Annotated in this window: 24 protein-coding genes; 10 read left to right on the top strand and 14 right to left on the bottom strand. The window is 68.1% G+C overall.

All coding sequences use genetic code 11. The features are described from left to right. On the bottom strand, window positions 1-218 hold a 218-nt coding region (locus KXR53_RS30045; protein WP_437379210.1), incomplete at its 3' end, for a hypothetical protein. Beyond that, window positions 215-448 carry a hypothetical protein gene (locus tag KXR53_RS30040; protein ID WP_437379208.1) on the bottom strand — a complete coding sequence of 78 codons (234 nt, stop codon included), beginning with the start codon at window positions 446-448 and terminating at the stop codon, window positions 215-217. The genes KXR53_RS30045 and KXR53_RS30040, both read right to left, overlap by 4 nt. 146 nt (window positions 449-594) lie before the next feature. On the opposite strand from KXR53_RS30040, the gene KXR53_RS30035 reads away from it, so the two are divergent. Next, window positions 595-1,266, top strand: coding sequence for a LuxR C-terminal-related transcriptional regulator (locus tag KXR53_RS30035; protein WP_437379206.1), 672 nt, complete (start codon window positions 595-597; stop codon window positions 1,264-1,266). 248 nt (window positions 1,267-1,514) lie between these two features. Here the strand turns inward: KXR53_RS30035 and KXR53_RS30030 are convergent, their stop codons facing one another. The 7 genes from KXR53_RS30030 to KXR53_RS30000 form a co-directional block, all read right to left on the bottom strand. After that, a complete protein-coding gene (locus KXR53_RS30030; RefSeq protein WP_437379204.1) occupies window positions 1,515-2,450 on the bottom strand; it encodes a M10 family metallopeptidase C-terminal domain-containing protein in 936 nt (311 codons plus the stop codon). Window positions 2,451-2,569: 119 nt separating this feature from the next. Next, window positions 2,570-3,493 carry a M10 family metallopeptidase C-terminal domain-containing protein gene (locus KXR53_RS30025; protein ID WP_437379202.1) on the bottom strand — a complete coding sequence of 308 codons (924 nt, stop codon included), beginning with the start codon at window positions 3,491-3,493 and terminating at the stop codon, window positions 2,570-2,572. A gap of 263 nt (window positions 3,494-3,756) precedes the next feature. Next, window positions 3,757-4,677: a M10 family metallopeptidase C-terminal domain-containing protein gene (locus KXR53_RS30020; RefSeq protein WP_437379200.1), complete on the bottom strand. Its 921-nt coding sequence runs from the start codon at window positions 4,675-4,677 to the stop codon at window positions 3,757-3,759. A 162-nt stretch (window positions 4,678-4,839) separates the two neighbouring features. Then, complete coding sequence (locus KXR53_RS30015) at window positions 4,840-5,292, bottom strand: GFA family protein (RefSeq protein ID WP_437379198.1); 453 nt, start codon at window positions 5,290-5,292, stop codon at window positions 4,840-4,842. Window positions 5,293-5,533: 241 nt separating this feature from the next. After that, window positions 5,534-5,920, bottom strand: coding sequence for an ester cyclase (locus KXR53_RS30010; RefSeq protein WP_437379196.1), 387 nt, complete (start codon window positions 5,918-5,920; stop codon window positions 5,534-5,536). An 11-nt stretch (window positions 5,921-5,931) separates the two neighbouring features. After that, a complete protein-coding gene (locus KXR53_RS30005) occupies window positions 5,932-6,468 on the bottom strand; it encodes a VOC family protein (protein ID WP_437379194.1) in 537 nt (178 codons plus the stop codon). A 24-nt stretch (window positions 6,469-6,492) separates the two neighbouring features. Next, entirely contained in the window at window positions 6,493-8,097 is a 1,605-nt protein-coding gene (locus KXR53_RS30000; protein WP_437379192.1) for an AAA family ATPase, read from the bottom strand. Between the two features lie 389 nt (window positions 8,098-8,486). Between KXR53_RS30000 and glpX the strand changes: the two genes are divergently transcribed. The 9 genes from glpX to KXR53_RS29955 all read left to right on the top strand — a co-directional run bounded on the left by glpX (window position 8,487) and on the right by KXR53_RS29955 (window position 17,242). Further along, on the top strand, window positions 8,487-9,464 hold the full coding sequence (glpX, locus tag KXR53_RS29995; protein WP_437379190.1) for a class II fructose-bisphosphatase: 978 nt from the start codon (window positions 8,487-8,489) through the stop codon (window positions 9,462-9,464). Between the two features lie 423 nt (window positions 9,465-9,887). After that, window positions 9,888-10,832: a phosphoribulokinase gene (locus tag KXR53_RS29990; RefSeq protein WP_437379188.1), complete on the top strand. Its 945-nt coding sequence runs from the start codon at window positions 9,888-9,890 to the stop codon at window positions 10,830-10,832. Window positions 10,833-10,880: 48 nt separating this feature from the next. Next, window positions 10,881-11,960, top strand: a complete 1,080-nt coding sequence (gene fba / locus KXR53_RS29985) for a class II fructose-bisphosphate aldolase (RefSeq protein ID WP_437379186.1) — start codon at window positions 10,881-10,883, stop codon at window positions 11,958-11,960. A gap of 17 nt (window positions 11,961-11,977) precedes the next feature. After that, window positions 11,978-13,459 carry a form I ribulose bisphosphate carboxylase large subunit gene (locus KXR53_RS29980; RefSeq protein WP_437379184.1) on the top strand — a complete coding sequence of 494 codons (1,482 nt, stop codon included), beginning with the start codon at window positions 11,978-11,980 and terminating at the stop codon, window positions 13,457-13,459. Window positions 13,460-13,469: 10 nt separating this feature from the next. Beyond that, window positions 13,470-13,868 (top strand): ribulose bisphosphate carboxylase small subunit, encoded by a 399-nt coding sequence (locus KXR53_RS29975; protein ID WP_437379182.1) that lies wholly within the window; start codon window positions 13,470-13,472, stop codon window positions 13,866-13,868. Between the two features lie 185 nt (window positions 13,869-14,053). Then, window positions 14,054-14,971 (top strand): CbbX protein, encoded by a 918-nt coding sequence (gene cbbX, locus KXR53_RS29970; protein WP_437379180.1) that lies wholly within the window; start codon window positions 14,054-14,056, stop codon window positions 14,969-14,971. Then, window positions 14,968-15,657 carry a ribulose-phosphate 3-epimerase gene (gene rpe / locus KXR53_RS29965; protein ID WP_437379178.1) on the top strand — a complete coding sequence of 230 codons (690 nt, stop codon included), beginning with the start codon at window positions 14,968-14,970 and terminating at the stop codon, window positions 15,655-15,657. Before cbbX ends, rpe begins: the two co-directional genes overlap by 4 nt. Next, window positions 15,654-16,346 (top strand): HAD family hydrolase, encoded by a 693-nt coding sequence (locus KXR53_RS29960; protein ID WP_437379176.1) that lies wholly within the window; start codon window positions 15,654-15,656, stop codon window positions 16,344-16,346. The genes rpe and KXR53_RS29960 overlap by 4 nt, the downstream gene beginning before the upstream one ends. A 2-nt stretch (window positions 16,347-16,348) precedes the next feature. Next, the gene (locus tag KXR53_RS29955; RefSeq protein ID WP_437379174.1) at window positions 16,349-17,242 is read left to right on the top strand and encodes an HAD-IA family hydrolase; all 894 of its coding nucleotides are present in this window, start codon (window positions 16,349-16,351) and stop codon (window positions 17,240-17,242) included. 44 nt (window positions 17,243-17,286) lie between these two features. On the opposite strand, the gene KXR53_RS29950 is transcribed toward KXR53_RS29955, so the two are convergent. The 5 genes from KXR53_RS29950 to KXR53_RS29930 all read right to left on the bottom strand — a co-directional run bounded on the left by KXR53_RS29950 (window position 17,287) and on the right by KXR53_RS29930 (window position 21,050). Beyond that, a complete protein-coding gene (locus KXR53_RS29950) occupies window positions 17,287-17,919 on the bottom strand; it encodes a hypothetical protein (protein ID WP_437379172.1) in 633 nt (210 codons plus the stop codon). A gap of 13 nt (window positions 17,920-17,932) precedes the next feature. Continuing rightward, window positions 17,933-18,790 carry an ABC transporter permease gene (locus KXR53_RS29945; RefSeq protein ID WP_437379170.1) on the bottom strand — a complete coding sequence of 286 codons (858 nt, stop codon included), beginning with the start codon at window positions 18,788-18,790 and terminating at the stop codon, window positions 17,933-17,935. Then, the gene (locus KXR53_RS29940; RefSeq protein WP_437379168.1) at window positions 18,787-19,533 is read right to left on the bottom strand and encodes an ABC transporter ATP-binding protein; all 747 of its coding nucleotides are present in this window, start codon (window positions 19,531-19,533) and stop codon (window positions 18,787-18,789) included. Before KXR53_RS29940 ends, KXR53_RS29945 begins: the two co-directional genes overlap by 4 nt. A gap of 60 nt (window positions 19,534-19,593) precedes the next feature. Further along, window positions 19,594-19,971, bottom strand: coding sequence for an endonuclease domain-containing protein (locus KXR53_RS29935; RefSeq protein ID WP_437379166.1), 378 nt, complete (start codon window positions 19,969-19,971; stop codon window positions 19,594-19,596). 113 nt (window positions 19,972-20,084) lie between these two features. Beyond that, entirely contained in the window at window positions 20,085-21,050 is a 966-nt protein-coding gene (locus KXR53_RS29930; RefSeq protein WP_437379164.1) for a YVTN family beta-propeller repeat protein, read from the bottom strand. Window positions 21,051-21,055 lie beyond the last annotated feature (5 nt).

The raw sequence follows: 21,055 nt of genomic DNA, 5'->3' as shown, positions 1-21,055 counted from the left end.
TCCATCGCCTCGTCGGCCATCTCCAGCCAGCGCTCCGCCTGCACCGGATAGCCCCAGCGCCGGCACAGCGCCGCCACCGCGACCTCCGCCCGGCTGGCTTCCACCAGCTCCACCACCTCCGGCCGTTCCAGCCGCTCGGTCAGCTCGGCGGCGCGGCGATCGGCCTCYTCGCCGTCCTCGGAYACCTCATAGGCCGCCGCCATCATCGCCAGCTTCACCCGCAGCGCGTGCCAGTCCTCCTGCTCAGCCGCACGGCGCGCGAGGCGGTGGCGATCCGCTGGCAGTAGTCGACGCCGGGCTGCGGCGCCTGCAGCGCCTCCTGCTGCGTCGCCCGGGCGATCGACATCTGGATCTCGACCAGCTCCGCCAGCACGCGCAGATCCGCCGCCCGCCCCTTCTCGGGAGCGGCCGGGGCCTCCGGGGCCGGATCGGTCTGCGCCTTGTCCATGGAACATATCATGAACATGATCACAGATTAATACAACTGCACAATGTGTTTACACCACCCTGCCCCCGCGCCTTGGCCCCAAGGACGACGGACAGCGGAGCGCGGACGGGATAGCATCCGGCGGAACCCTTGACCCAGCGCACCGGATGACCAGGCCCCCTCCTCTTTCCCCGCAGTCGCTGCTGACGCCCGCTTTGGGCGGGGCTGAGGCGAACCCGATCCGCCTGGGCCTGGCCGACAAGAACCCGCTGGTGCTGCGCGGCCTGCAGTCGCTGTTCGGCGAGGATCGGCGGTTCGAGCTGGTGGTCTCGGCCAGCGACGGCGAGCGCTTCCTGGACGCCGTGGCGCGGTTCGCGCTGGATGTCGGCATCATCGGCTGGGTGATGCCCAATGGCGACGGCCGCGCCGTGCTGGAGGCGCTGCGGAGCCGGGACTCCGCCCCGCGCATCGTCGTCTACACCGGCGCCGAGCCGGCGGCGGCGCGCGCCGCCATGCAGCTGGGCGCCGCCGGCTTCCTGTCGAAATCCGAGCCGCCGGAGCGCCTCCTGGACGTGGTGGCCGAGGTGGCGCGCGGCCGCATGATGTTCCCCTTCCTCGACCTGGGCCGGGCGCCCGACGACCCGCTGGCCTGCCTGACCGTGCGCGAGCGAGAGCTGCTGGAGCGGCTGGCCGAGGGGCTGAGCAACGAGGGGCTGGCCCGGCGCTTCGGCCTGTCGCCGAACACGGTCAAGTTCCACCTGCGCAACCTGTACGAGAAGCTGGGCGCCGCCAACCGGGCCCAGGCGGTGGCCGTGCTGCTGCAAAGGGACAGGGGGTAGCCGGCCATGCTTTTCATCCTCCCCCTCCCCTTGCGGGAGGGGGTAGGGGGAGGGGTTTGGCGCCGCCAGGGCCGATGTTGGACGTCGCCACGACCCTGGCAGAAATGTCGATCAATCCCGCGCCGGTTCTCTTCGATCGGCACCCCCTCCCCCTACCCCCTCCCGCAAGGGGAGGGGGAGTGTGGAGTGTGCGGGATCGGTGCGCTGGAATCCAGGACGACGATCTCGGGCGGCCCCGGCCTCTTCCCTCAGAGCAGGATGTCCGAGGCCGTGATCTCGGTCAGCTGCTGGTACGGCTGCGGCTCGAGCACCACCGCCATGTCGGCCTGGCCGTCGCCGTCCGCGTCGGCGGAGACGAGCAGCCCGTCGCCCTGGCGCTGATAGCGCAGCTCGCCGGCCGTGCCGCTGAAGGCGGCGTCGCCGATGAAGGTGAAGGCCTGGTTGCCCGGCGCCGTCTGGTCGGCGTCGATCCGCGACACGTCCAGGATATCGCGGACGCTGAAATCCATGACCACATCCTCGCGCCCCGGCTGGCTCTCCACCAGCCGGTCGATTCGGATGGTGTCGACCCCGTTGGCCGTGTGGATGCGGTCCGCGCCCAGCCCGCCGACGAAGGTGTCGTTGCCGGAGCCGGGCTCGATCTCGTCGTAGCTCCTGAACTCGTCGTCCCCGCCGCGCCCGGACAGGAGGTCGTCGCCGAAGGTCGTCTCGATCAGATTGGGGCCGTCGTCGCCGACGAGGATGTCGTTCCCGGCCGTATCGATCAGGTTTTCGATGTCGCGCAGGTCGTATTGATACATCAGCCCGGAATGCTCGGACCGGACCGCCGCCCGGCCTTCGGCCAGGGTGATGAAGGCGCCATCACCGGTGCCCGCGAGGTTCAGGGTGTCGGACCCGGCGCCGCCGTCGATCAGGTTGCCGGCGCCGACGGCCGACGCGGCGAACGCGTCGTCTCCGCCACCGCCATACAGGCGGTTGCCGCCGCCGGTGAAGTGGATATTGTCCTCGATCTCGCCGCCATGGACGGTGTCCCCACCGTCCTCCAGATGGATCGACGTCCATCTGGCGGTCGTCGTCCGGACCTCGATCACGTCCGCGCCGGTATAGGCGTTGACGCGGTAGTCCTCGTCGTCGCCGTCCACGATAATGTGGTCGTTGCCGGTGGTGCCTTCGATCGTCGCCATGCCTGCCTCCGTCGGTGTCGGCTTCGCTGCCGCGATGATAGGAAGGCGATCAGTATAGGTAATACGACGTCCTATGGAACCCGTGGCGGCGGACTCGGCCGGCGACTCCGGCCCTACCGTCAGAGCAGGATGTCCGAGGCCGCGATCTCGGCCAGACGCTCGAACACCACCGCCATGTCGGCCTGGGCATCGCCGTCGGCGTCGGCGGAGACCAGCAGCCCGGTGCCCTGCCGCTCGTAGCGCAGCTCTCCCGCCGTGCCGCTGAAGGCGGCGGTGCCGATGAAGGCGAAGGCCTGGTCGCCCGGCGCCGTCTGGTCGGCATCGATGCGCGACAGGTCGAGGATGTCGCGGATGCTGAAATCCAGGACCACGTCCTCATGCCCCGGCAGGCTCTCCACCAGCCGGTCGATGCGGATGGTGTCGACCTCGTTGGCCGTGTGGATGCGGTCCGCCCCCCGCCCGCCGACGAAGGTGTCGTTGCCGGAGGGTGAGACCTCGTCGTAGCTGGTGAAGGTGTCGTCCCCGCCGCGCCCGGACAGGAGGTCGTCGCCGGAGTCCGTCGACAGGCTGTTGGGCCCGTCGTCGCCGACGAGGATGTCGTTCCCCAACGTGTCGCTCAGGTTCTCGATGTTCCGAAGGTCGTACTGGTAGAAGATCCCGGACGACTCGAAGCGGACGGCCGCCCGGTGCTCCGCCAGGGTGATGAAGGCGGCGTCGCGCGCATGGCCGCCCTCGGGATCGAAGGTGTCGGCCCCGCCGCCACCGTCGATCAGGTTGCCGGCGCCGAGGGATACCGCGCTGAAATCGTCGTTCCCGCCTCCGCCGTACAGGTGGTTGCCGCCGCCGTTGAAGCCGATCAGGTCGACACTGTCGCCGCCATTGACCGTGTCTCCGCCGTCGTCGAGATGGAGCCCCACCCCGGCGGTGTCCGGCAGGATGATGTCGATCACATCCGCGCCGGTGTATGCCTTGACATAGTAGAAGTCTTCATCGCCCTGCACGATCAGATGGTCGTTGCCAGGGGTGCCTTCGATCGTCGCCATGCCTGCCTCCGTTGTGTCGGCTTCGCTGTCGCGATGATAGGAAGATGGTCAGTATAGGCGATGTGCGATCCTATGGAACCCGTGATGGCGGAATCAACCGGCCCGCCGGCTCTCCCCCTCACCCTCCCGTCGCCTTCGGCGCCGGGCCCCTCCCTCTCCCCGAGGAGAGGGGAATGCGAGCCACGGCCCCTTCACCTCTCCTTGGGGAGAGGTCGAAATCGCGGCAGCGATTTCGGGTGAGGGGGCGGCGCCGGCCCCGCCGGTCAGAGCAGGATGTCCGCGGCCGCGATCCCGGCCAGGCGCTGGAATCTCACCGCCATGTCGGCCAGGCCGTCGCCATCGGCGTCGGCGGAGACCAGCAGCCCGTCGCCCAGCCGCTCGGTGCGCAGCTCCCCGGCCGTGCCGCTGAAGGCGGCGGCGCCGATGAAGGTGAAGGCCTGGTTGCCCGGCGCCGTCTGGTCGGCGTCGATGCGCGACAGGTCGAGGGTGTCGTTGACGCTGAAATCGGTGACGACGTCCGCCCGCCCCGGCAGGCTCTCCACCAGCCGGTCGATGCGGATGGTGTCGGCCCCGCCGGCGGTGGTGATGGTGTCCGCCCCCCGCCCGCCGACGAAGGTGTCGTTGCCGGAGCTGCGGGGCGGGATGTCGTCGCGGCTGGTCAGCACGTCGTCGCCGCCGCGCCCGGACAGCAGGTCGGCGCCCCCGGTCGCCTCCAGCCGGTTGGGGCCGTCGTCGCCGACGAGGATGTCGTTCCCGGGCGAGTCGCGCAGGTTCTCGATGCCCCGCAGGTCGTATTGGACCAGCAGCCCGGACTCCGGCGACCGGAGGGCCGCCCGGTGCTCGGCCAGGGTGATGAAGGCGCCGTCGGCACCGCCGGCGGAGACGGTGTCGGCGCCGCTGCCGCCGTCGATCAGGTTGCCGGCGCCGACGCCCGACACGGCGAAGAGGTCGTTCCCGGCGCCGCCATACAGGCGGTTGCCGCCGCCGGAGAGATAGACGGTGTCCCAGCTGTCGCCACCATGGACCGTGTCGCCGCCATCCTCCAGATGGATCGAGGTCTCGCTGGTCGCCGGCAGCAGGATGTCGATCACATCCGCGCCGGTGCGCGGGTTGACGCTGTAGAACGGGTCGTCGCCCTGCACGACCAGGTGGTCGTCGCCCGGGGTGCCTTCGATCGTCGCCATCTCCGCCTCCGCGCTGCCGGCATCGTCGTCCCGACGATAGGAAGGAGGTCAGTATATGTGATGGACGACCCTATGGAACCGGCACGGACGACGGCGGATCCAGTGATCCGATCGAGACGGACGGTTCCCGAGGCTCGGCGCGCAACCTTGGCAAACGCACCGTCAGGATCGCTGCTGCGGGAGTTGGAGCAGCTCGCACCGGAAGTCTATCCAGGGATGCCTGGACTGTTCCCAAGCCGATACCGTCGGCGCCGGGAAACCCGGGTCGGCAAAGGCGCCGACTGCGATGCCGACCTGCCCCGGCCGAAAGTCGGCCTCCCAGAAGACGGTCGTGCCGCAGTTCGGGCAGAAGTGAAAATGAAGCTTCCGGCCCTTCTGACCGTCTCGCACGAAGACGCTGCTCACGCCCTCGGTTCTGACCTGGTCGACGGGGAAGAAGGCGATGAGCCCGAACGCCGAACCCGTGCGGCGCTGGCACTGTTCGCAATGGCAGGCGGCAATCAGGGCGGGATCGCCCGACACCTCGGCCCGGAGCGCCCCACAGCAGCACTGCGCGATCCTCTGCCGCTCCAGATCCTTGAATGAGACGGAGGCGCCGGCGGCGTGCTCGGCCATGGCTCCACCCCTGTCGCAGGTCGGCATGGCCGGCTGACCCATCAGCTCCAGCCGGCCTGAAAACGAGGAAAATTTTATCCTTTTGGCGGCACTCCATCAATTGATCTGCGGCCCGGGATTCGCTGACCGACTATGGGGCAGGACGTTTCGCCACGATCTGGATGGTTTCGGAATCGCCGTCGGAATATGGTCAGCACAAGCGACACACGGTCCTATGAACCCCGTGGCGGCGGATTCATCCTCACCCCCGCAATTGAGCCTCGATCGCCGCCTTGTCGATCACCGACCAGACCTGCACGATCTTCCCGCCCCGGAACTCGTAGAACACGTTCTCGCTGAAGGAGACCGTGCGGCCGTCGACGTCGAGCCCGAGGAAGCGGCCCCTGGGCGAGCAGGTGAAGTCCAGCCGCGCGGCGACATAAGGCGGGTCGCAGACCAGCAGCCCGATATTGAAGCGCAGGTCGGGGATCTCGCGGACATCCTGCTCCAGCATCGCGCGATAGCCGGCCAGGCCGAAGGGCCGGCCGTTGTGGCGCGCCCCGTCGTCGACGAAATCGCCCAGCCGCGCCCAGTCCCGCCGGTTCAGGCAGTCGATATAGGCGCGGTAGAGGGTGGAGAGGTCGGCCATAGCAGGAACTCTTACGCCGTGGGCAGCTTCGCGACCAGCTGGATGTGGTTGCCCTCGGGGTCGGCCAGCCAGGCGGCGCGCAGCGTGCCGATGAAGTCGTGAGGCGGCGAGACCAGGCGCGCGCCGCGGGCGACGAGGGCGGCGGCCGCCGCGTCGACATCCTCGGTCCACAGCGCGATCTCGCCGCGCGGCGGGCCGGCCGGCCCTGAGGGTCCGGCGTCGAGCGGCAGGCCGTGCATCGCCTTCGCCGCCGCGATCGAGGCGAAGCCGAGGACGAAGGCGCCGAGCCGCAGCTCGACGCGCCCTCGCTCGGGGTGCGGAAGGTCTCGGCGAAGCCGAACGCCTCCCGGTAGAAGGCGGCGAGGCCTTCCACGTCCCGGACATAGAGGTTGACCATCGCGTCCCGGGCGGGGATGGGGGGCATGGCGGGATCTTGCTGGCAGTGGGACGTGCTGAGAAGCGATGTAGCGTAGCCAGAAGGAGTGGAGGCAGCCAAGGTTCGATAGGCGGCTAATATCCAAACACCCTCTTGGGCACGAGATCGCCATTCTGTGCCTGCCACCTTCAAAAGGTTACGACGCGATGTCGGCGGCCAAAGTTCCAAATAGACTCCGAACGAAATCAAGCGCGTCCCTGTCGTCCATCAGCAACTTTCGTACCGCGCCTTCGTATTGTTCTCGCCCTCGAAAGCCCAGATGTGTTGCTATCCGTCCTAGAACTGGTGTCTCTCGCACCGGATATCTCTCAATAACAAAGCCAAGATCGCCAGAGTCACAAGCCTGCTGAAGGCGCGCGACCTCCGCGGCGACTACAGCCGGTATGTCGATTGCGACATTGATCGGTTGGGCGGCGGAGATATCGCTTTGCCGCGGGAGCCGGCTCATCAGACTTTGCCTGATGGTAGCCTCTATGCCACGCTCACTCAGGCGTTGGATATGTGGCCGCAGCGCCTCCAAGGCACTAACTCGCGCCCCTTCGAGCAATTGTTCGGCATCAGTACCCAATACACGGCTGTGTCGCAACACTACTCGCTTTTGAATATCTAAGTTGTAGTAAATTGATTCGATGGAAAAGACCGGGATGGCGTACACACCTTTGGTGCGTAACTGCTCTATATCTGCCTGTACACGTCTATCATTATCGATGATACCGAATGCTTGCAGCCAATGAAGATCTTTGGCACTCCGAATTCCAGATACTGCGTGCTCTACGTCTCGGCATGAGGACTTTGCGATCACAGATACATTAGGAAATATCAAACTATAAATGGGCTTGTCGAGGCTGCGATCCGTTCCTTCCACAAACAAAAGTTTTCTACGCCCCCCGAGGATGTCTTTCTTAAGCTCGTCATCGATCTCCGCTTCGGAAGCGATCAAGTCGGCATCCCAACCTGTAACGTTGGAATCTTTATAAGTGCACGCTCGGAGCAGCAGCGTTCGCGAACTCGGATTATCAAGAGGCAGCATCACATCATGCGTTGAGATAACGAATGTACAATCCGAACGATGAGCAACGAGCAATGTTATAAGCGGCGATATAATTGACCTATGCAGGTGCCTCTCAGGTTCGTCAATTAGAATGAGTGATTTTGGTTTTGCGGCCAAAACATCAGCAGCAATCAACAATGCATTTCTCTCTCCATCGGAGAGCTCCGCAATACTATAAGGATTGCAATTCGATTTATTAGCAATAACTTCATCATAATCGCGAATGGAAATTTCTATTTGTAAATTAGACAACTTTAAGAGATCATTTATAACCTTAATTGGCGAATCCTTCTTGGAAAGCTCACTCGCAAGCTCAACATTTTGCGAATCCATGGCATCAGCAATTAGGCGCGCACGACGGTTTTCGGCATCTATAAGGTCATAAATCGATGTCACCGCGCGTTGATGCGAGTAATCATCTTTCCATCGAGAATCAATACTTTTATCACTGGCATTAATATTTGATTCCGCATTTTTTCTATCGTAGGATGACATACTTATGGCGCGCGAGTGAAACCATGTTTGACGGTGAGCTAATATACGACGAACATTTCCCGAAGAAGTCTCGTATAATTTATGCATGAGACTAGATTTTCCAGTCCCATTTGCGCCAAGAACAAACATTACATCCCCACAATTCAAATTAATTTCCAAATTTTTATCGCCGGGTATGCTCAAATTGAATGACATGTTTTACTTCCTCTATACGATTTCACTCACAATGCAATAATCAGACAACATAAGTCCAGCATGAAGTGGCCGGAGACTCGTAATCCCATCAGAACCGGGCGATCCTAGCAACAGTATATGAATGAGCGCGATGACTGGAGCAAGGCGGTCGGACGTGCTCTCTTGGGTTTCCGCCTTTCAGCCATGCTAGATCGTCTCCACAGATATCCCACCCATCCGGGTAGCTCCCACCCCACCCGTAAGATCGTGCCCGCCCACCCGGGCGGGCGTTCCGGTTCGCTGTCCCCTCCCCGATCCTGACGGTCCATGGGGAGCGCGAGACTCCCCGCCGATCAAAGCCCCCGCCTCGGTCCTCCCGGCCGGTTCGCGGGGAACGGGTGGAGATGCGCATGACCGGTGCCGCCATCGCCGAGGACGGCTTCATCTACGCGCTGCGCCGCGTCACCGAGGCCGCCGCCCGCGCCGCCTTCGACTGGATCGGACGCGGCCGCAAGGACGAGGGCGACGCCGCCGCGGTCGACGCCATGCGCACCGTCCTGAACCATCTCGACATCGACGGCCGCGTCGTCATCGGCGAGGGCGAGAAGGACGAGGCGCCGCAGCTGTACAAGGGCGAGCGGCTGGGGCGCGGCGGCGCCGGCGATCTCGCCGTCGACATCGCGGTCGACCCCGTCGACGGCACCAGCCACCTGGCCAACGGCCAGACCAACGCCCTGGCCGCCGTCGCCATGACGCCGCAGGGCGCCATGTTCGACCCAGGCCCCGCCTTCTACATGGAGAAGTTCGCCGGGCCGCCGGCGGTGAAGGGGCGCATCGACCCGCTGGCCCCGACCCGCGACAAGCTGCGGCTGCTGGCCGAGGCGCTGGGCAAGCCCGTCTCCGAGATCTGCGTCTATGTGCTGGAGAAGCCGCGCCACCGCAGGCTGGTGGAGGAGATCCACGCCGCCGGCGCCCGCGTCGCCCTGTACCCGGCCGGGGACGTGGCCGGCGCCATCGTCGCCGCCATGCCGGGCGGCGGGGTGGACTGCCTGATGGGCACCGGCGGCACGCCGGAAGGGGTGCTGGCGGCCTGCGCCATCCGCGCCCTGGGCGGCGAGTTCCTGGGCCGCATCGACCCGCAGCTGGAGCATGAGCGCGCCGCCGTGGCCCGCGAGGGCATGGACACGAGCCGCTGGTGGACGGTCGAGGAGCTGGTGCGCAGCGACCGCGTCTGGTTCGCCGCCACCGGCATCACCACCGGCCTCCTGTTCGAGGGCGTGTCGCGCCGGGGCCCGAGCATCCGCACCCAGTCGCTGATGCTGACCGCGCCCGACCGGCGCTGGCAGGTGCTGACCACCTATGTCGAGGCGGCGGAGGCGGGGCGGTGACGCACGACCTGTCGAGGCCGGAGTCGCCCCCTCACCCTCCCGCCGCCTTCGGCGTCGGGCCCCTCCCTCTCCCCGAGGAGAGGGGAACATGAGCCGAGCCCCGCATCACCTCTCCTTGGGGAGAGGTCGAAATCGCGCAGCGATTTCGGGTGAGGGGGTGGCACCGGCCGCTCCGGCGGCTCTGGCCGAGACAGCCCCCTCCCCCTATCCCTCCCGCGAGGGGAGGGGGAGGATGAAACAGGCGGCGCCGCCGCCACCCCGCCCCACCATCCCTCCGCCCGCCGCGGCGATCTTCCGGGCGGAGGCAGCCCCCTCCCCTTTTCCTCCCCCTCGGGGAGGGGGCGACATCGCCGGCCGCAGCTGGATCAGGCCCAATCCTTCCGAGCCGCGCCCGAGGCTCACGACCCGAGATGGGAGACAAGAATGACCAAGCCCTCCTTCGACCGGCCGATCATCCTCGGGATCGTCGGCGACAGCGCCGCGGGCAAGACCACGCTGTCGCGCGGCATTGCCGAGATCCTGGGCCCGCAGCGCTGCACCCTGATCTGCACCGACGACTATCACCGCTACGACCGGCGCGAGCGGGCGGCGAACGGGGTCTCGGCCCTCGACCCCGCCGGCAACTACATCGACATCCTGGAGCAGCATCTGCAGCTGCTGCGCCAGGGCCAGCCGATCCTGAAGCCGATCTACAACCACGACCACGGCACGCTGGACCGGCCGGAATACATCGAGCCGAAGGAGTTCGTGGTGGCGGAAGGGCTGCTCGGCTATGCCACAAGGGCGATGCGCGACTGCTACGACGTCAAGATCTACCTCGACCCCGAGGAGGAGCTGCGCGTCCGCTGGAAGGTGCACCGCGACACCACCAAGCGCGGCTACACCGCAGAGCAGGTGCTGGAATCACTGAAGAAGCGGGAATACGACAGCCCGACCTTCATCCGGCCGCAGCGGCTGTTCGCCGACATCGTCATCCGCTTCCAGCGCCCGCCCGGCGCCAACAACGGCGGGTCGCCCGACACCGACCATCGCCTCGACGTCGCCCATATCCTGCGCCCGACCCTGCCGCACCCGAACTTCACGCGGCTGATCGAGGCGGTGGGCGACGGCAGCGTCGGCTTCGAGCTGACCCGCGACGAGGGCAAGCCGGTCGACGTGCTGGAGATCCGCGGCTCGATCTCCGACCGCCGCGCCGAGCGGGTGGAGGAATACCTCTGGGAGCACATCCCCGAGGCCAGCCATCTGCGCGACGGCCTGGGCCGCTACGAGGGCGCCGCCGGCCGCGTGGTCAGCCACCCCCTCGCCCTCACCCAGCTCCTGGTCGCCTTCCACATGGTCAAGGCCGCCCAGGGCGTGCACGCGGTGTGAGGACAGAACGCCAGAGCCCGCGCCCCGACTGAACCCAAGGAGGCCCCGATGGCCCGCATCACGCTGAGACAGCTGCTGGACCACGCCGCCGAGCACGGCTACGGCGTGCCGGCCTTCAACATCAACAACATGGAGCAGATCCTGGCGATCATGGCCGCGGCCCGCGCCGTCGACGCGCCGGTGATCCTGCAGGCCAGCCGCGGCGCCCGCTCCTATGCCGGCGACCTGATGCTGGCGAAGATGGTGGAGGCGGCGGAGGCGATGCATCCCGGCATCCCGATCTGTCTGCACCAGGACCACGGCAACGACGACGGCACCTGCCTCTCCGCCATCCAGCACGGCTTCACCAGCGTGATGATGGACGGGTCGCTGGAGGCCGACGCCAAGACCCCGGCCAGCTGGGACTACAATGTCGGCATCACCCGCCGGGTGGCGGAGACCGCACATGCCGTCGGCGTGTCGGTCGAGGGCGAGCTCGGCGTGCTCGGCAGCCTCGAGACCGGACAGGGCGAGGCCGAGGACGGGCACGGCGCCGAGGGCGCGCTGGGCCACGACCAGCTGCTGACCGACCCGGACCAGGCGGTGCAGTTCGTGCGCGAGACCAGGGTCGACGCCCTCGCCATCGCCATGGGCACCTCGCACGGCGCCTACAAGTTCTCGCGCCGGCCGGACGGCGAGATCCTGGCCATGCATGTGGTCCAGGCGATCCATGAGCGGCTGCCGGAGATCCACCTCGTCATGCACGGCTCCTCCTCCGTCCCCGAGGCGCTGCAGGAGCAGTTCAACCGCTTCGGCGGCGAGATGCCGAAGACCTGGGGCGTGCCGGTGGAGGAGATCCAGCGCGGCATCCGGCACGGGGTGCGCAAGGTCAATATCGACACCGACTGCCGCCTGGCCATGGCGGCCGAGATCCGCCGCGTGGCGGTGGAGAAGCGGGGCGAGTTCGACCCGCGCAAGTTCCTGCAGCCGTCGATGGCCGCGCTGGAGGCGCTGTGCCGCGAACGCTACGAGCAGTTCGGCACCGCCGGCCAGGCCGCGAAGATCAAGCCCCTGCCCCTGCCCGAGATGGCGAAGCGCTACCGCTCCGGCGCGCTGGACCCGCGCATCGCGGTCGGCGCCGCGGCATGACCCCACAGGAGAGCGCCATGAGCACGAATGTCACGACCCTCGACGCCAAGAGCGGCACCGTCACCGGCAAGGAGCGCTACAAGGCCGGCGTCCTCGAATACCGGCGGATGGGGTATTGGGAGCCCGACTACCAGCCCAAGGACACCGACGTCATCGCCCTGTTCCGGATCACGCCGCAGGACGGGGTCGACCCGATCGAGGCGGCGGCGGCGGTGGCGGGCGAGAGCTCGACCGCGACCTGGACCGTGGTCTGGACCGACCGGCTGACCGCCTGCGAGAAGTACCGGGCCAAGGCCTACCGGGTGGACCCGGTGCCGAACCAGGAAGGCCAGTACTTCGCCTATATCGCCTACGACCTCGACCTGTTCGAGCCGGGGTCGATCGCCAACCTGACCGCGTCGATCATCGGCAACGTCTTCGGCTTCAAGCCGCTGAAGGCGCTGCGGCTGGAGGACATGCGGCTGCCGGTCGCCTATGTGAAGACCTTCGACGGGCCGCCGACCGGGATCGTGGTCGAGCGCGAGCGGCTGGACAAGTTCGGCCGGCCGCTCCTGGGCGCCACGGTGAAGCCGAAGCTGGGCCTGTCCGGCCGCAACTACGGCCGCGTGGTCTACGAGGCGCTGAAGGGCGGGCTCGACTTCACCAAGGACGACGAGAACATCAACTCCCAGCCCTTCATGCACTGGCGCGACCGGTACCTGTACTGCATGGAGGCAGTGAACCGGGCCCAGGCGGTGACCGGCGAGGTCAAGGGCACCTATCTCAACGTCACCGCCGCGACCATGGAGGACATGTACGAGCGGGCGGAGTTCGCCAAATCGCTCGGCAGCGTCATCGTCATGATCGACCTGGTGATCGGCTACACGGCGATCCAGTCGATGTCGAAATGGGCCAGGCGCAACGACATGATCCTGCACCTGCACCGCGCCGGCCACGGCACCTACACCCGGCAGAAGACGCATGGCGTGTCGTTCCGGGTGATCGCGAAGTGGATGCGCCTGGCCGGGGTCGACCACATCCATGCCGGCACCGTGGTCGGCAAGCTGGAGGGCGACCCGCACACCACCCGCGGCTATTACGACATCTGCCGCGAGGACCAGGTGCCGCAGAACCTGGCCAACGGCGTGTTCTTCGACCAGCCCTGGGCGTCCCTGCGCAAGGTGATGCCGGTGGCGTCGGGCGGCATCCATGCCGGGCAGATGCACCAGCTGCTCGACTATCTGGGCGAGGACGTGGTGCTGCAGTTCGGCGGCGGCACCATCGGCCACCCGATGGGCATCCAGGCCGGCGCCACCGCCAACCGCGTGGCCCTCGAAGCCATGATCCTGGCCCGCAACGAGGGCCGCGACACCAAGGCCGAGGGGCCGCAGATCCTGGCCGACGCCGCGCGCCACTGCCAGCCGCTGCGCCAGGCGCTCGACGTCTGGAAGGACGTCACCTTCGACTACGCCTCGACCGACACGCCGGATTTCGTGCCGGCCGTCACCGCCGCCAGCTGAGGAGGCCGCGATGCGCATCACCCAGGGTTGCTTCTCCTTCCTGCCCGACCTGACCGACCGGCAGATCGCCGCCCAGGTCCAGTACTGCATCGACAACGGTTGGGCGGTGAACATCGAGTTCACCGACGACCCGCATCCCCGCAACACCTATTGGGAGATGTGGGGCCTGCCGATGTTCGACATCCGCGATGCCGCCGCGGTGATGACCGAGCTGGCGTCGTGCCGGAAGGTGCATGGCCACCGCTACATCCGCATCTCCGGCTTCGACGCCACCCATGGCTGGGAGTCGCTGCGCATCTCCTTCCTGGTCAACCGCCCGCCCGAGGAGCCGGAATTCCACCTGGAGCGCCAGGAGGCGGAGGGACGGAGCATCCGGTACACGACGAGGCTGATCGAGGCGCCGCGCTAGCCCCCGGCGCCTGAGCCACCCCCCTCACCCGAAATCGCTGTGCGATTTCGACCTCTCCCCGGGGGAGAGGTGAATGGGATGCAGCCTCCCTTCCCCTCTCCTTGGGGAGAGGGAGGGGCCCGTCGCGAAGCGACGGGAGGGTGAGGGGGAGAGCTGACATAGCAGAAAAGACGAAGAGGCCCGCCATGACCGATGCCGCCCTCGAGGCGCCCGCCCGCATCGACCTGCGCCAGGAATTCGCCGAGACCCGGATCGACGAGGTGTTCGACCAGCTCGACCGCGAGCTGGTCGGCCTCGCCCCGGTGAAGACCCGGATCCGCGAGATCGCGGCGCTGCTGCTGGTCGAGCGCGTCCGGGGCCGGCTGGGCCTCGCGGTCGAGGCGCCGACCCTGCATATGAGCTTCACCGGCAACCCGGGCACCGGCAAGACCACGGTCGCCCTGCGCATGGCCGACATCCTGCACCGGCTCGGCTATGTCCGGCGCGGTCATCTGGTCTCGGTCACCCGCGACGACCTAGTCGGCCAGTACATCGGCCACACCGCGCCCAAGACCAAGGAGATCCTGAAGAAGGCGATGGGCGGGGTGCTGTTCATCGACGAGGCCTATTACCTGTACCGGCCGGAGAACGAGCGCGACTACGGCCAGGAGGCGATCGAGATCCTGCTGCAGGTAATGGAGAACCAGCGCGAGGACCTGGTCGTCATCGTTGCCGGCTATGCCGACCGGATGGAAACCTTCTTCACCAGCAATCCCGGCTTCCGCTCGCGCATCGCCCATCACGTCGAATTCCCCGACTTCACCGAGGCGGAGCTGATCGCGATCGGCGAGGGCATGCTGGAGCGCCAGAACTACCGCTTCAGCCCGGAGGGGCTGGCTGCCTTCCGCGACTATGTCGCCCGCCGTATCCGCCTGCCGCATTTCGCCAACGGACGGTCGATCCGCAACGCGCTGGACCGCGCCCGGCTGCGCCAGGCCAATCGGCTGGTGCGGGACATGCCGCCCGACCTGACGGTCGAGGATCTCGTCACCATCGGCGAGGCCGACATCCGCGCCAGCCGGGTGTTCGCGGCCGAGCCGCCGGAAGTGGAGGCCAAGCTGTGACCGCCCCCGTCTCATCAGTCATCGCCCCCTCGATCCTCTCCGCCGACTTCGCCCGGCTGGGCGAGGAGGTGCGCGCGGTCGCAGAGGCCGGCGCCGACTGGATCCATATCGACGTGATGGACGGGCATTTCGTGCCCAACCTGACGATCGGGCCCGACGTGGTGAAGGCGCTGCGGCCGCACAGCGACCGCGTCTTCGACGTGCATCTGATGATCGCCCCGGCCGATCCCTATCTGGACGCCTTCGCCAGGGCCGGCGCGGACGTCATGACCGTGCATGCCGAGGCCGGGCCGCATCTCGACCGGTCGCTGCAGCACATCCGCGCCCTCGGCAAACAGGCCGGCGTGGCGCTGTGCCCGGCGACGCCGGAGGAGGCGGTGGCCCATGTGCTGGACCGGGTCGACCTGATCCTGGCGATGACGGTCAATCCCGGCTTCGGCGGCCAGGCCTTCATCCCGGCCATGGCGGCGAAGATCCGCCGCCTTCGCGCCATGATCGGCGACCGGCCGATCCGCCTCGAGGTCGATGGCGGCATCACGCCGGAGACGGCGGCGGTGGTCGCCGAGGCCGGGGCGGACGTGCTGGTCGCCGGTTCCGCCGTGTTCCGCGGCGGCGCCTATGCCGCCAACATCGCCGCCATCCGCCGCGGCGCCGAAGGAGGGACCGGCCGGTCGGCGGCCGCATGAGCGCCCGCGCGCCCCGCACCCGCGCGGTGGTGTTCGACCTGGACGGCACGCTGGTCGACAGCGTCGCCGACGTCGCCGCCGCCCTGGCGCCGCTGTTCCGCGAGGCCGGGATCCACCCGCTGTCCGAGGACGAGGTGCGCGGCCTGATGGGCCATGGCGCGCCCGGCCTGGTGCGCGGCGCGCTGCGGCTGCGCGGCTGCGACCCGGGCCGGGCCGTCGACCCGGGCCGGGCCGTGTGGATGACCCGGCGCTTCCTCAACCACTACGCCGCGGCGCCGGCGGCGCGGACCACCGCCTATCCCGGCGCGGTCGAGGCGGTGGCGGCGCTGGCCTCGGCGGGGATCGCCGTCGGCATCTGCACCAACAAGGCGGCCTGGACCGCGCGCTCGGTGCTGCGGGAGCTGGGCTTCGCGCCGCATGTCGGGGCGCTGGTCGGCGGCGACAGCGGCCACGGCATGAAGCCGGATCCGGAGCCGCTGCTGGCCTGCATCGCGGCGCTCGGCGCCCGCCCCGAGGACACGGTCTATGTCGGCGACCACCCGGTCGACATCGCCACCGCCCGGGCCGCCGGGGTGCGGGTGCTGGCGGTGCCGTTCGGCTATGGCGAGGTCGACCGACGGGAGGCCGACGGGATCCTGGCCGACTTCGCCGCCCTGCCCGAATGCCTCGGTCTTGTCGAGGCGGTGTAGCCGTGGCGCTGCGCGCGATTCTGTTCGATGTCGACGGCACCCTGGCCGAGACCGAAGAGGTGCACCGCCGGTCCTTCAACGCCGCCTTCCGCGCCGCCGGCCTCAACTGGTGCTGGAGCCGGGAGCAGTACCGCGAGCTGCTGGCCGTGACCGGCGGCAAGGAGCGAGTCACCCGCTTTCTCGCCGGGCTGCCCGACCCGCCGGTCTGCGACGTGGCGGCGCTGCACCGGGCCAAGACCGAGCGCTACACCGCGACGGTGGCGGCGGGCGCCGTGGCCCTGCGCCCCGGCGTCGCCCGTCTCCTAGCCGAGGCGCGAAGGCAGGGCGTGCGGCTGGCGATCGCCACCACCACCACGCCGGCCAATGTCGCGGCGCTGCTGACGGCGGCGCTGGGGCCGGAGGGGCCGGCGCTGTTCGAGGTGACGGTCGCGGGCGACGCGGTGCCGCGGAAGAAGCCGGCGCCGGACGTGTATCTGGCGGCGCTGGAGGCGATGGGGCTTGATCCGGCCGGCTGCATCGCGATCGAGGATTCGCGCAACGGCGTGCTCGCCGCCCGCCGCGCCGGCCTGCCGGTGCTGGCGACGCCGAGCCTCTACAGCCGCGACGAGGACCTGCGCCATGCGCTGGCGGTGCTGTCCGACCTGGGCGAACCGGACGCGCCCTACCGGCATCTCGGCGGCGCGGGCGCCGGCGAGGGCTGGGTGACGGTCGAGGCGCTGGAACGGTGGGTGGCGGAGTCCACCGGGCGATCTTGGGCGAGCGGTGAAAGCCCCCTCACCCTCCCATTCGCTGTCGCGAATGGGCCCCTCCCTCTCCCCGAGGAGAGGGATTTCGGTGCAGCGCTTTCTTCACCTCTCCTTGGGGAGAGGTCGAAATCGCGCAGCGATTTCGGGTGAGGGGGCGGCGCCGGCCGTGGGCGTCCAGCTCGATCTATCGCCCCCTACTTCCCGATCTCCTCCTGGATCGTTCGCGACAATGCGAACAGGCGGCGTTCCAGGACGAAGGGCTGGTCGCAGATCGCCGGCAGCAGGCGCTCGCGCTCGTCGAAGACGCGCTGGTCCCAGGAGAGCTGCCGCTCCAGATCCTGCCGCTTCTGCGCCACGGCCATGTCGGTCGAGGTCGGGTCGACGCCGTCCAGCGCCGCGGTCGTCTCCTCGATCCGCTGCGCCAGCGCCGCCTGCCGGGCGTTGTAGCGTCGGATGCCGCGGATGATGGTGGCGCGCTCGCCGTTGATGCTCTCGAACAGCCCGGCGAAGAGCTCGCTCAGCGCCGTCTTGCGGTCGCCCTCATAGCCGGCGGCGAAGCGGCGGATCTCGGCCGTCGCCTCGTCGACCGGCACCCGGCGCGGCGCCACCCGCTCGACCAGCGCCGCCACCACCGCGTCCTCGCGCCAGGACGGGCCGCTCGCGGTCGGGTCCTCGCCCGGCCACATCGCGCCGACCGACAGCTCCGGCTGCAACACCTGGACGCAGGGCCAGTCGTCCTTGGGCGGATTGGCCGCCGTCCCCTGCCCCCAGGCCAAGGCGGGCGCCAGTGCCAAGAACGCCGCGAGAAGCCATGCGGATCGGACCATGACGGGCCTCCTTTCAGCCGGCGCCGGGGCCGCGGACGCGGGCGACGAGGCCGCGCGCCGGGTCATAGGCCAGGATCGCCCCGCCGAGGAACACCACGGCGAAGCCGAGAACGAGCAGCAGCGACTGAGTGTCGACCTGGCCGTAGAGGGCGAAGCGCACCAGCTCCACGGCATAGGTGAAGGGGTTGAGGCCGCAGACGTCACGCAGCAGCGGGCTCGCTTCCTCCACCTTCCACAAGGGGTAGAGGGCCGAGGAGGCGAAGAACATCGGGAAGATCACGAAGTTCATCACCCCAGCGAAGTTCTCGAGCTGGCGGATCGCCGAGGACAGCAAGAGGCCGAGCGCGCCGAGCATCAGCCCGGACAGGATGAGGGCCGGCAGCACCGTGAGATAGCCCATCGGCGGCGGCTCGATGCCCCAGAGCCGGGCGATCAGCAGGAAGACATAGACCTGCGGCAGCGACAGCAGCGTCCCGGCCAGGAGCCGCGCCGCCAGCAGGAACCAGCGCGGCATCGGGCTGGTCAGCAGCACCCGCATGCTGCCCATCTCGCGGTCATAGACCATGGACAGCGAGCTCTGCATCCCGTTGAACAGCTGGATCATCGCGATCAGCCCGGGGACGATGTACTCGTCATAGAGGATGTAGGTCTCGTAGGGCGGGATGATCGAGACGCCGAGCACCGAGCGAAAGCCGGCGGCGAAGATGAACAGCCAGACCAGGGGCCGCACCAGGGCCGAGATGAAGCGGGTGCGCTGGTGCACGAAGCGCAGCCCCTCGCGCCACAGGATGCCGTTGAGGCAGCGCAGCGCGCCGGCGACGGAGACGGCACCGAGAGGCGCGCGCGGGGCGATTTCCTCGACCGTGCTCATGCCGCCTCCGTCAGCCGGCGGAAGGCATCCTGCAGCCCGCCGGCGCCGAGATCGGAGATGATCGCTGCCGCCGGCCCCTGCCGCAGGATGCGGCCGCGATGCAGGATGATGGTGGGGTCAGCGGCCTCGACCTCGTCGATCAGATGGGTGGCCCAGACCACGGTCAGGCCGCGGTCGCGCACCAGGCCGCGGACATCGGCCAGGATCGCGGCCCGGCTGCGGATGTCGAGCCCGATCGTCGCCTCGTCGCAGAGCAGCAGCCGGGGCTCGTGCAGCAGGGCGCGGGCGATCTCGATCCGCCGCATCTCGCCGCCGGAGAAGCCGCGGATCTTGCGGTCGGCCTCGCGGGCCAGGCCGACGCGTTCCAGCTCCGCCGCGATCCGATGCCGGGCGACCGTGCCCGGCATGCCGTGCAGCGCCGCGTGGTAGCGCAGATTCTGCCGGGCCGAGAGGTCGGGGTCGAGCGCGCGCTGCTGGAACACCACGCCCATCAGCGCCAGCGCCCGGCCGGGCTCGTTCGCCAGGTCATGGCCGAACACCCGGATGCTGCCCGACCGGGCGGTGTAGAGCCGGGTGACCAGCGAGAACAGCGTGGTCTTGCCGGCGCCGTTCTGACCGAGCAGCACGGTGAAGGTGCCGGGCTGCACCGCGATCTCGATGTCGGCCAAGATCTCGCGCCCGCCGATCCGGTGGGAGAGGCCGGAGACGGCGAGGGCTGGTATGGCGCTATCGGGCGCGGACATGATGAAAAGCTCGACGACAGCACTTCCCCTCTCCTCGGGGAGAGGGAGGGGCCCGCCGCGTCAGCGGCGGGAGGGTGAGGGGGTGGCCCGCTGCCGCAGTTCGTGCGCGATCATCTCGGCCACCGCCTCGGTCTCCAGTAGAACCTGATGATTCCAGAACCGCAGCACCGATACGCCCTGTCCATTCAGATACGTCGTGCGGGCCTGATCCCGTTCGGCCGTGTGCTGACCGCCATCGACCTCCACGGCGAGGCGCGCCTTCTCGCAATAGAAATCCAGGATGTAGGGGCCGAAGGGATGCTGGCGGCGGAACCTCGCGCCCTCGACCTGCCGGCGGGACAGAACGAACCACAGCTTCCTCTCTGCATCGGTCGCATTCTGCCGTAGGCGCCGCGCCCGCCGCACGGATCGACTCTCGCGCTCCCGATCGCCGGCCATCCCCCTCACCCTCCCATTCGCTGCCGCGAATGGGCCCCTCCCTCTCCCCGAGGAGAGGGGATTCTACAGCCGAGGAGAACAGGGGATGAAGCATCTTCATGTCAGCGTGAGGCTTACCGGATCGCCACGCCCCAGGGCAGTTCGCCCACGGGGATCGACTTGATCACCTTGCGCTCCGCCACATCGATCACCGAGATGTCGTTCGAGGCGCCGTTGGTCGACACCAGGTACTTCCCGTCCGGGGTGAAGGCGAGCTGCCAGACCCGCTGACCGACCAGGAGATAGTCTGTCACCTCATAGGTCGCGGTGTCGATCACCGCGACCCGGTTGGCCGGGCCGAGGGCGACGAAGGCGGTCTTGCCGTCCTTGGTGATGCGCACGCCGACCGGCTGGAGCGTCTCCTTGCGCACGCCCTGCACCTCGAAGCCGATCTTCTTCACCACCTGGCGCGACGCGGTGTCGATGACGCTGACCGTGCCGCCGATCTCGGCCGAGACCCAGACCTGCTTGCCGTCCGGCGTGAACTCGGCGAAGCGCGGCCGGGAGTCGACCAGCACGTTGTCGGCCACCTCCAGCGTCTCGGTGTCGATGAAATGCGCCATGTTGGTGGTCTCGGAGGTGTTGACCAGCCATTTGCCGTCCGGGCTGACGCCCATCCCCTCCGGCTCCACCCCCACCGGCACCTCGGTCTCCATCGCCCGCTGCTCGAGGTCGAGGACCGTGACCATGTTGTCGTCCTCATTGGCGACGTAGAGTCGCTTGCCGTCCGGCGCCAGCACGAACAGCTCCGGGTCCGGGCCGCTGGGCAGGGTGCCGAGCGGCTTCAGCGTCTCCGTGTCGATCATCTCGATGTGGTCGTCGTCGCTGGTGCAGACATAGAGCACCTTGCCGTCATGGCTGAGGGTGATACCGCGCGGCCGCTGGCCGACCTGGATGGTCTGGGTCACCGCCATGCTGTCGAGGTCGACCACGCTGACGGTGTTGCCCTTCTCGTTCGAGACATAGGCGGTGAAGGCCTGCGCCTGCGCGGTGGCGAGGAAGATCGCTGCGGTGAGGGTCGGGAGAACGAACCTGGTCATGCGCG

This window comes from Inquilinus limosus (genome assembly GCF_051487185.1).
Taxonomy (GTDB): Bacteria; Pseudomonadota; Alphaproteobacteria; order DSM-16000; family Inquilinaceae; genus Inquilinus; species Inquilinus limosus_F.
Note: the sequence above shows the minus strand (reverse complement) of the source record. Positions and strands in the feature narration are given on the sequence as shown.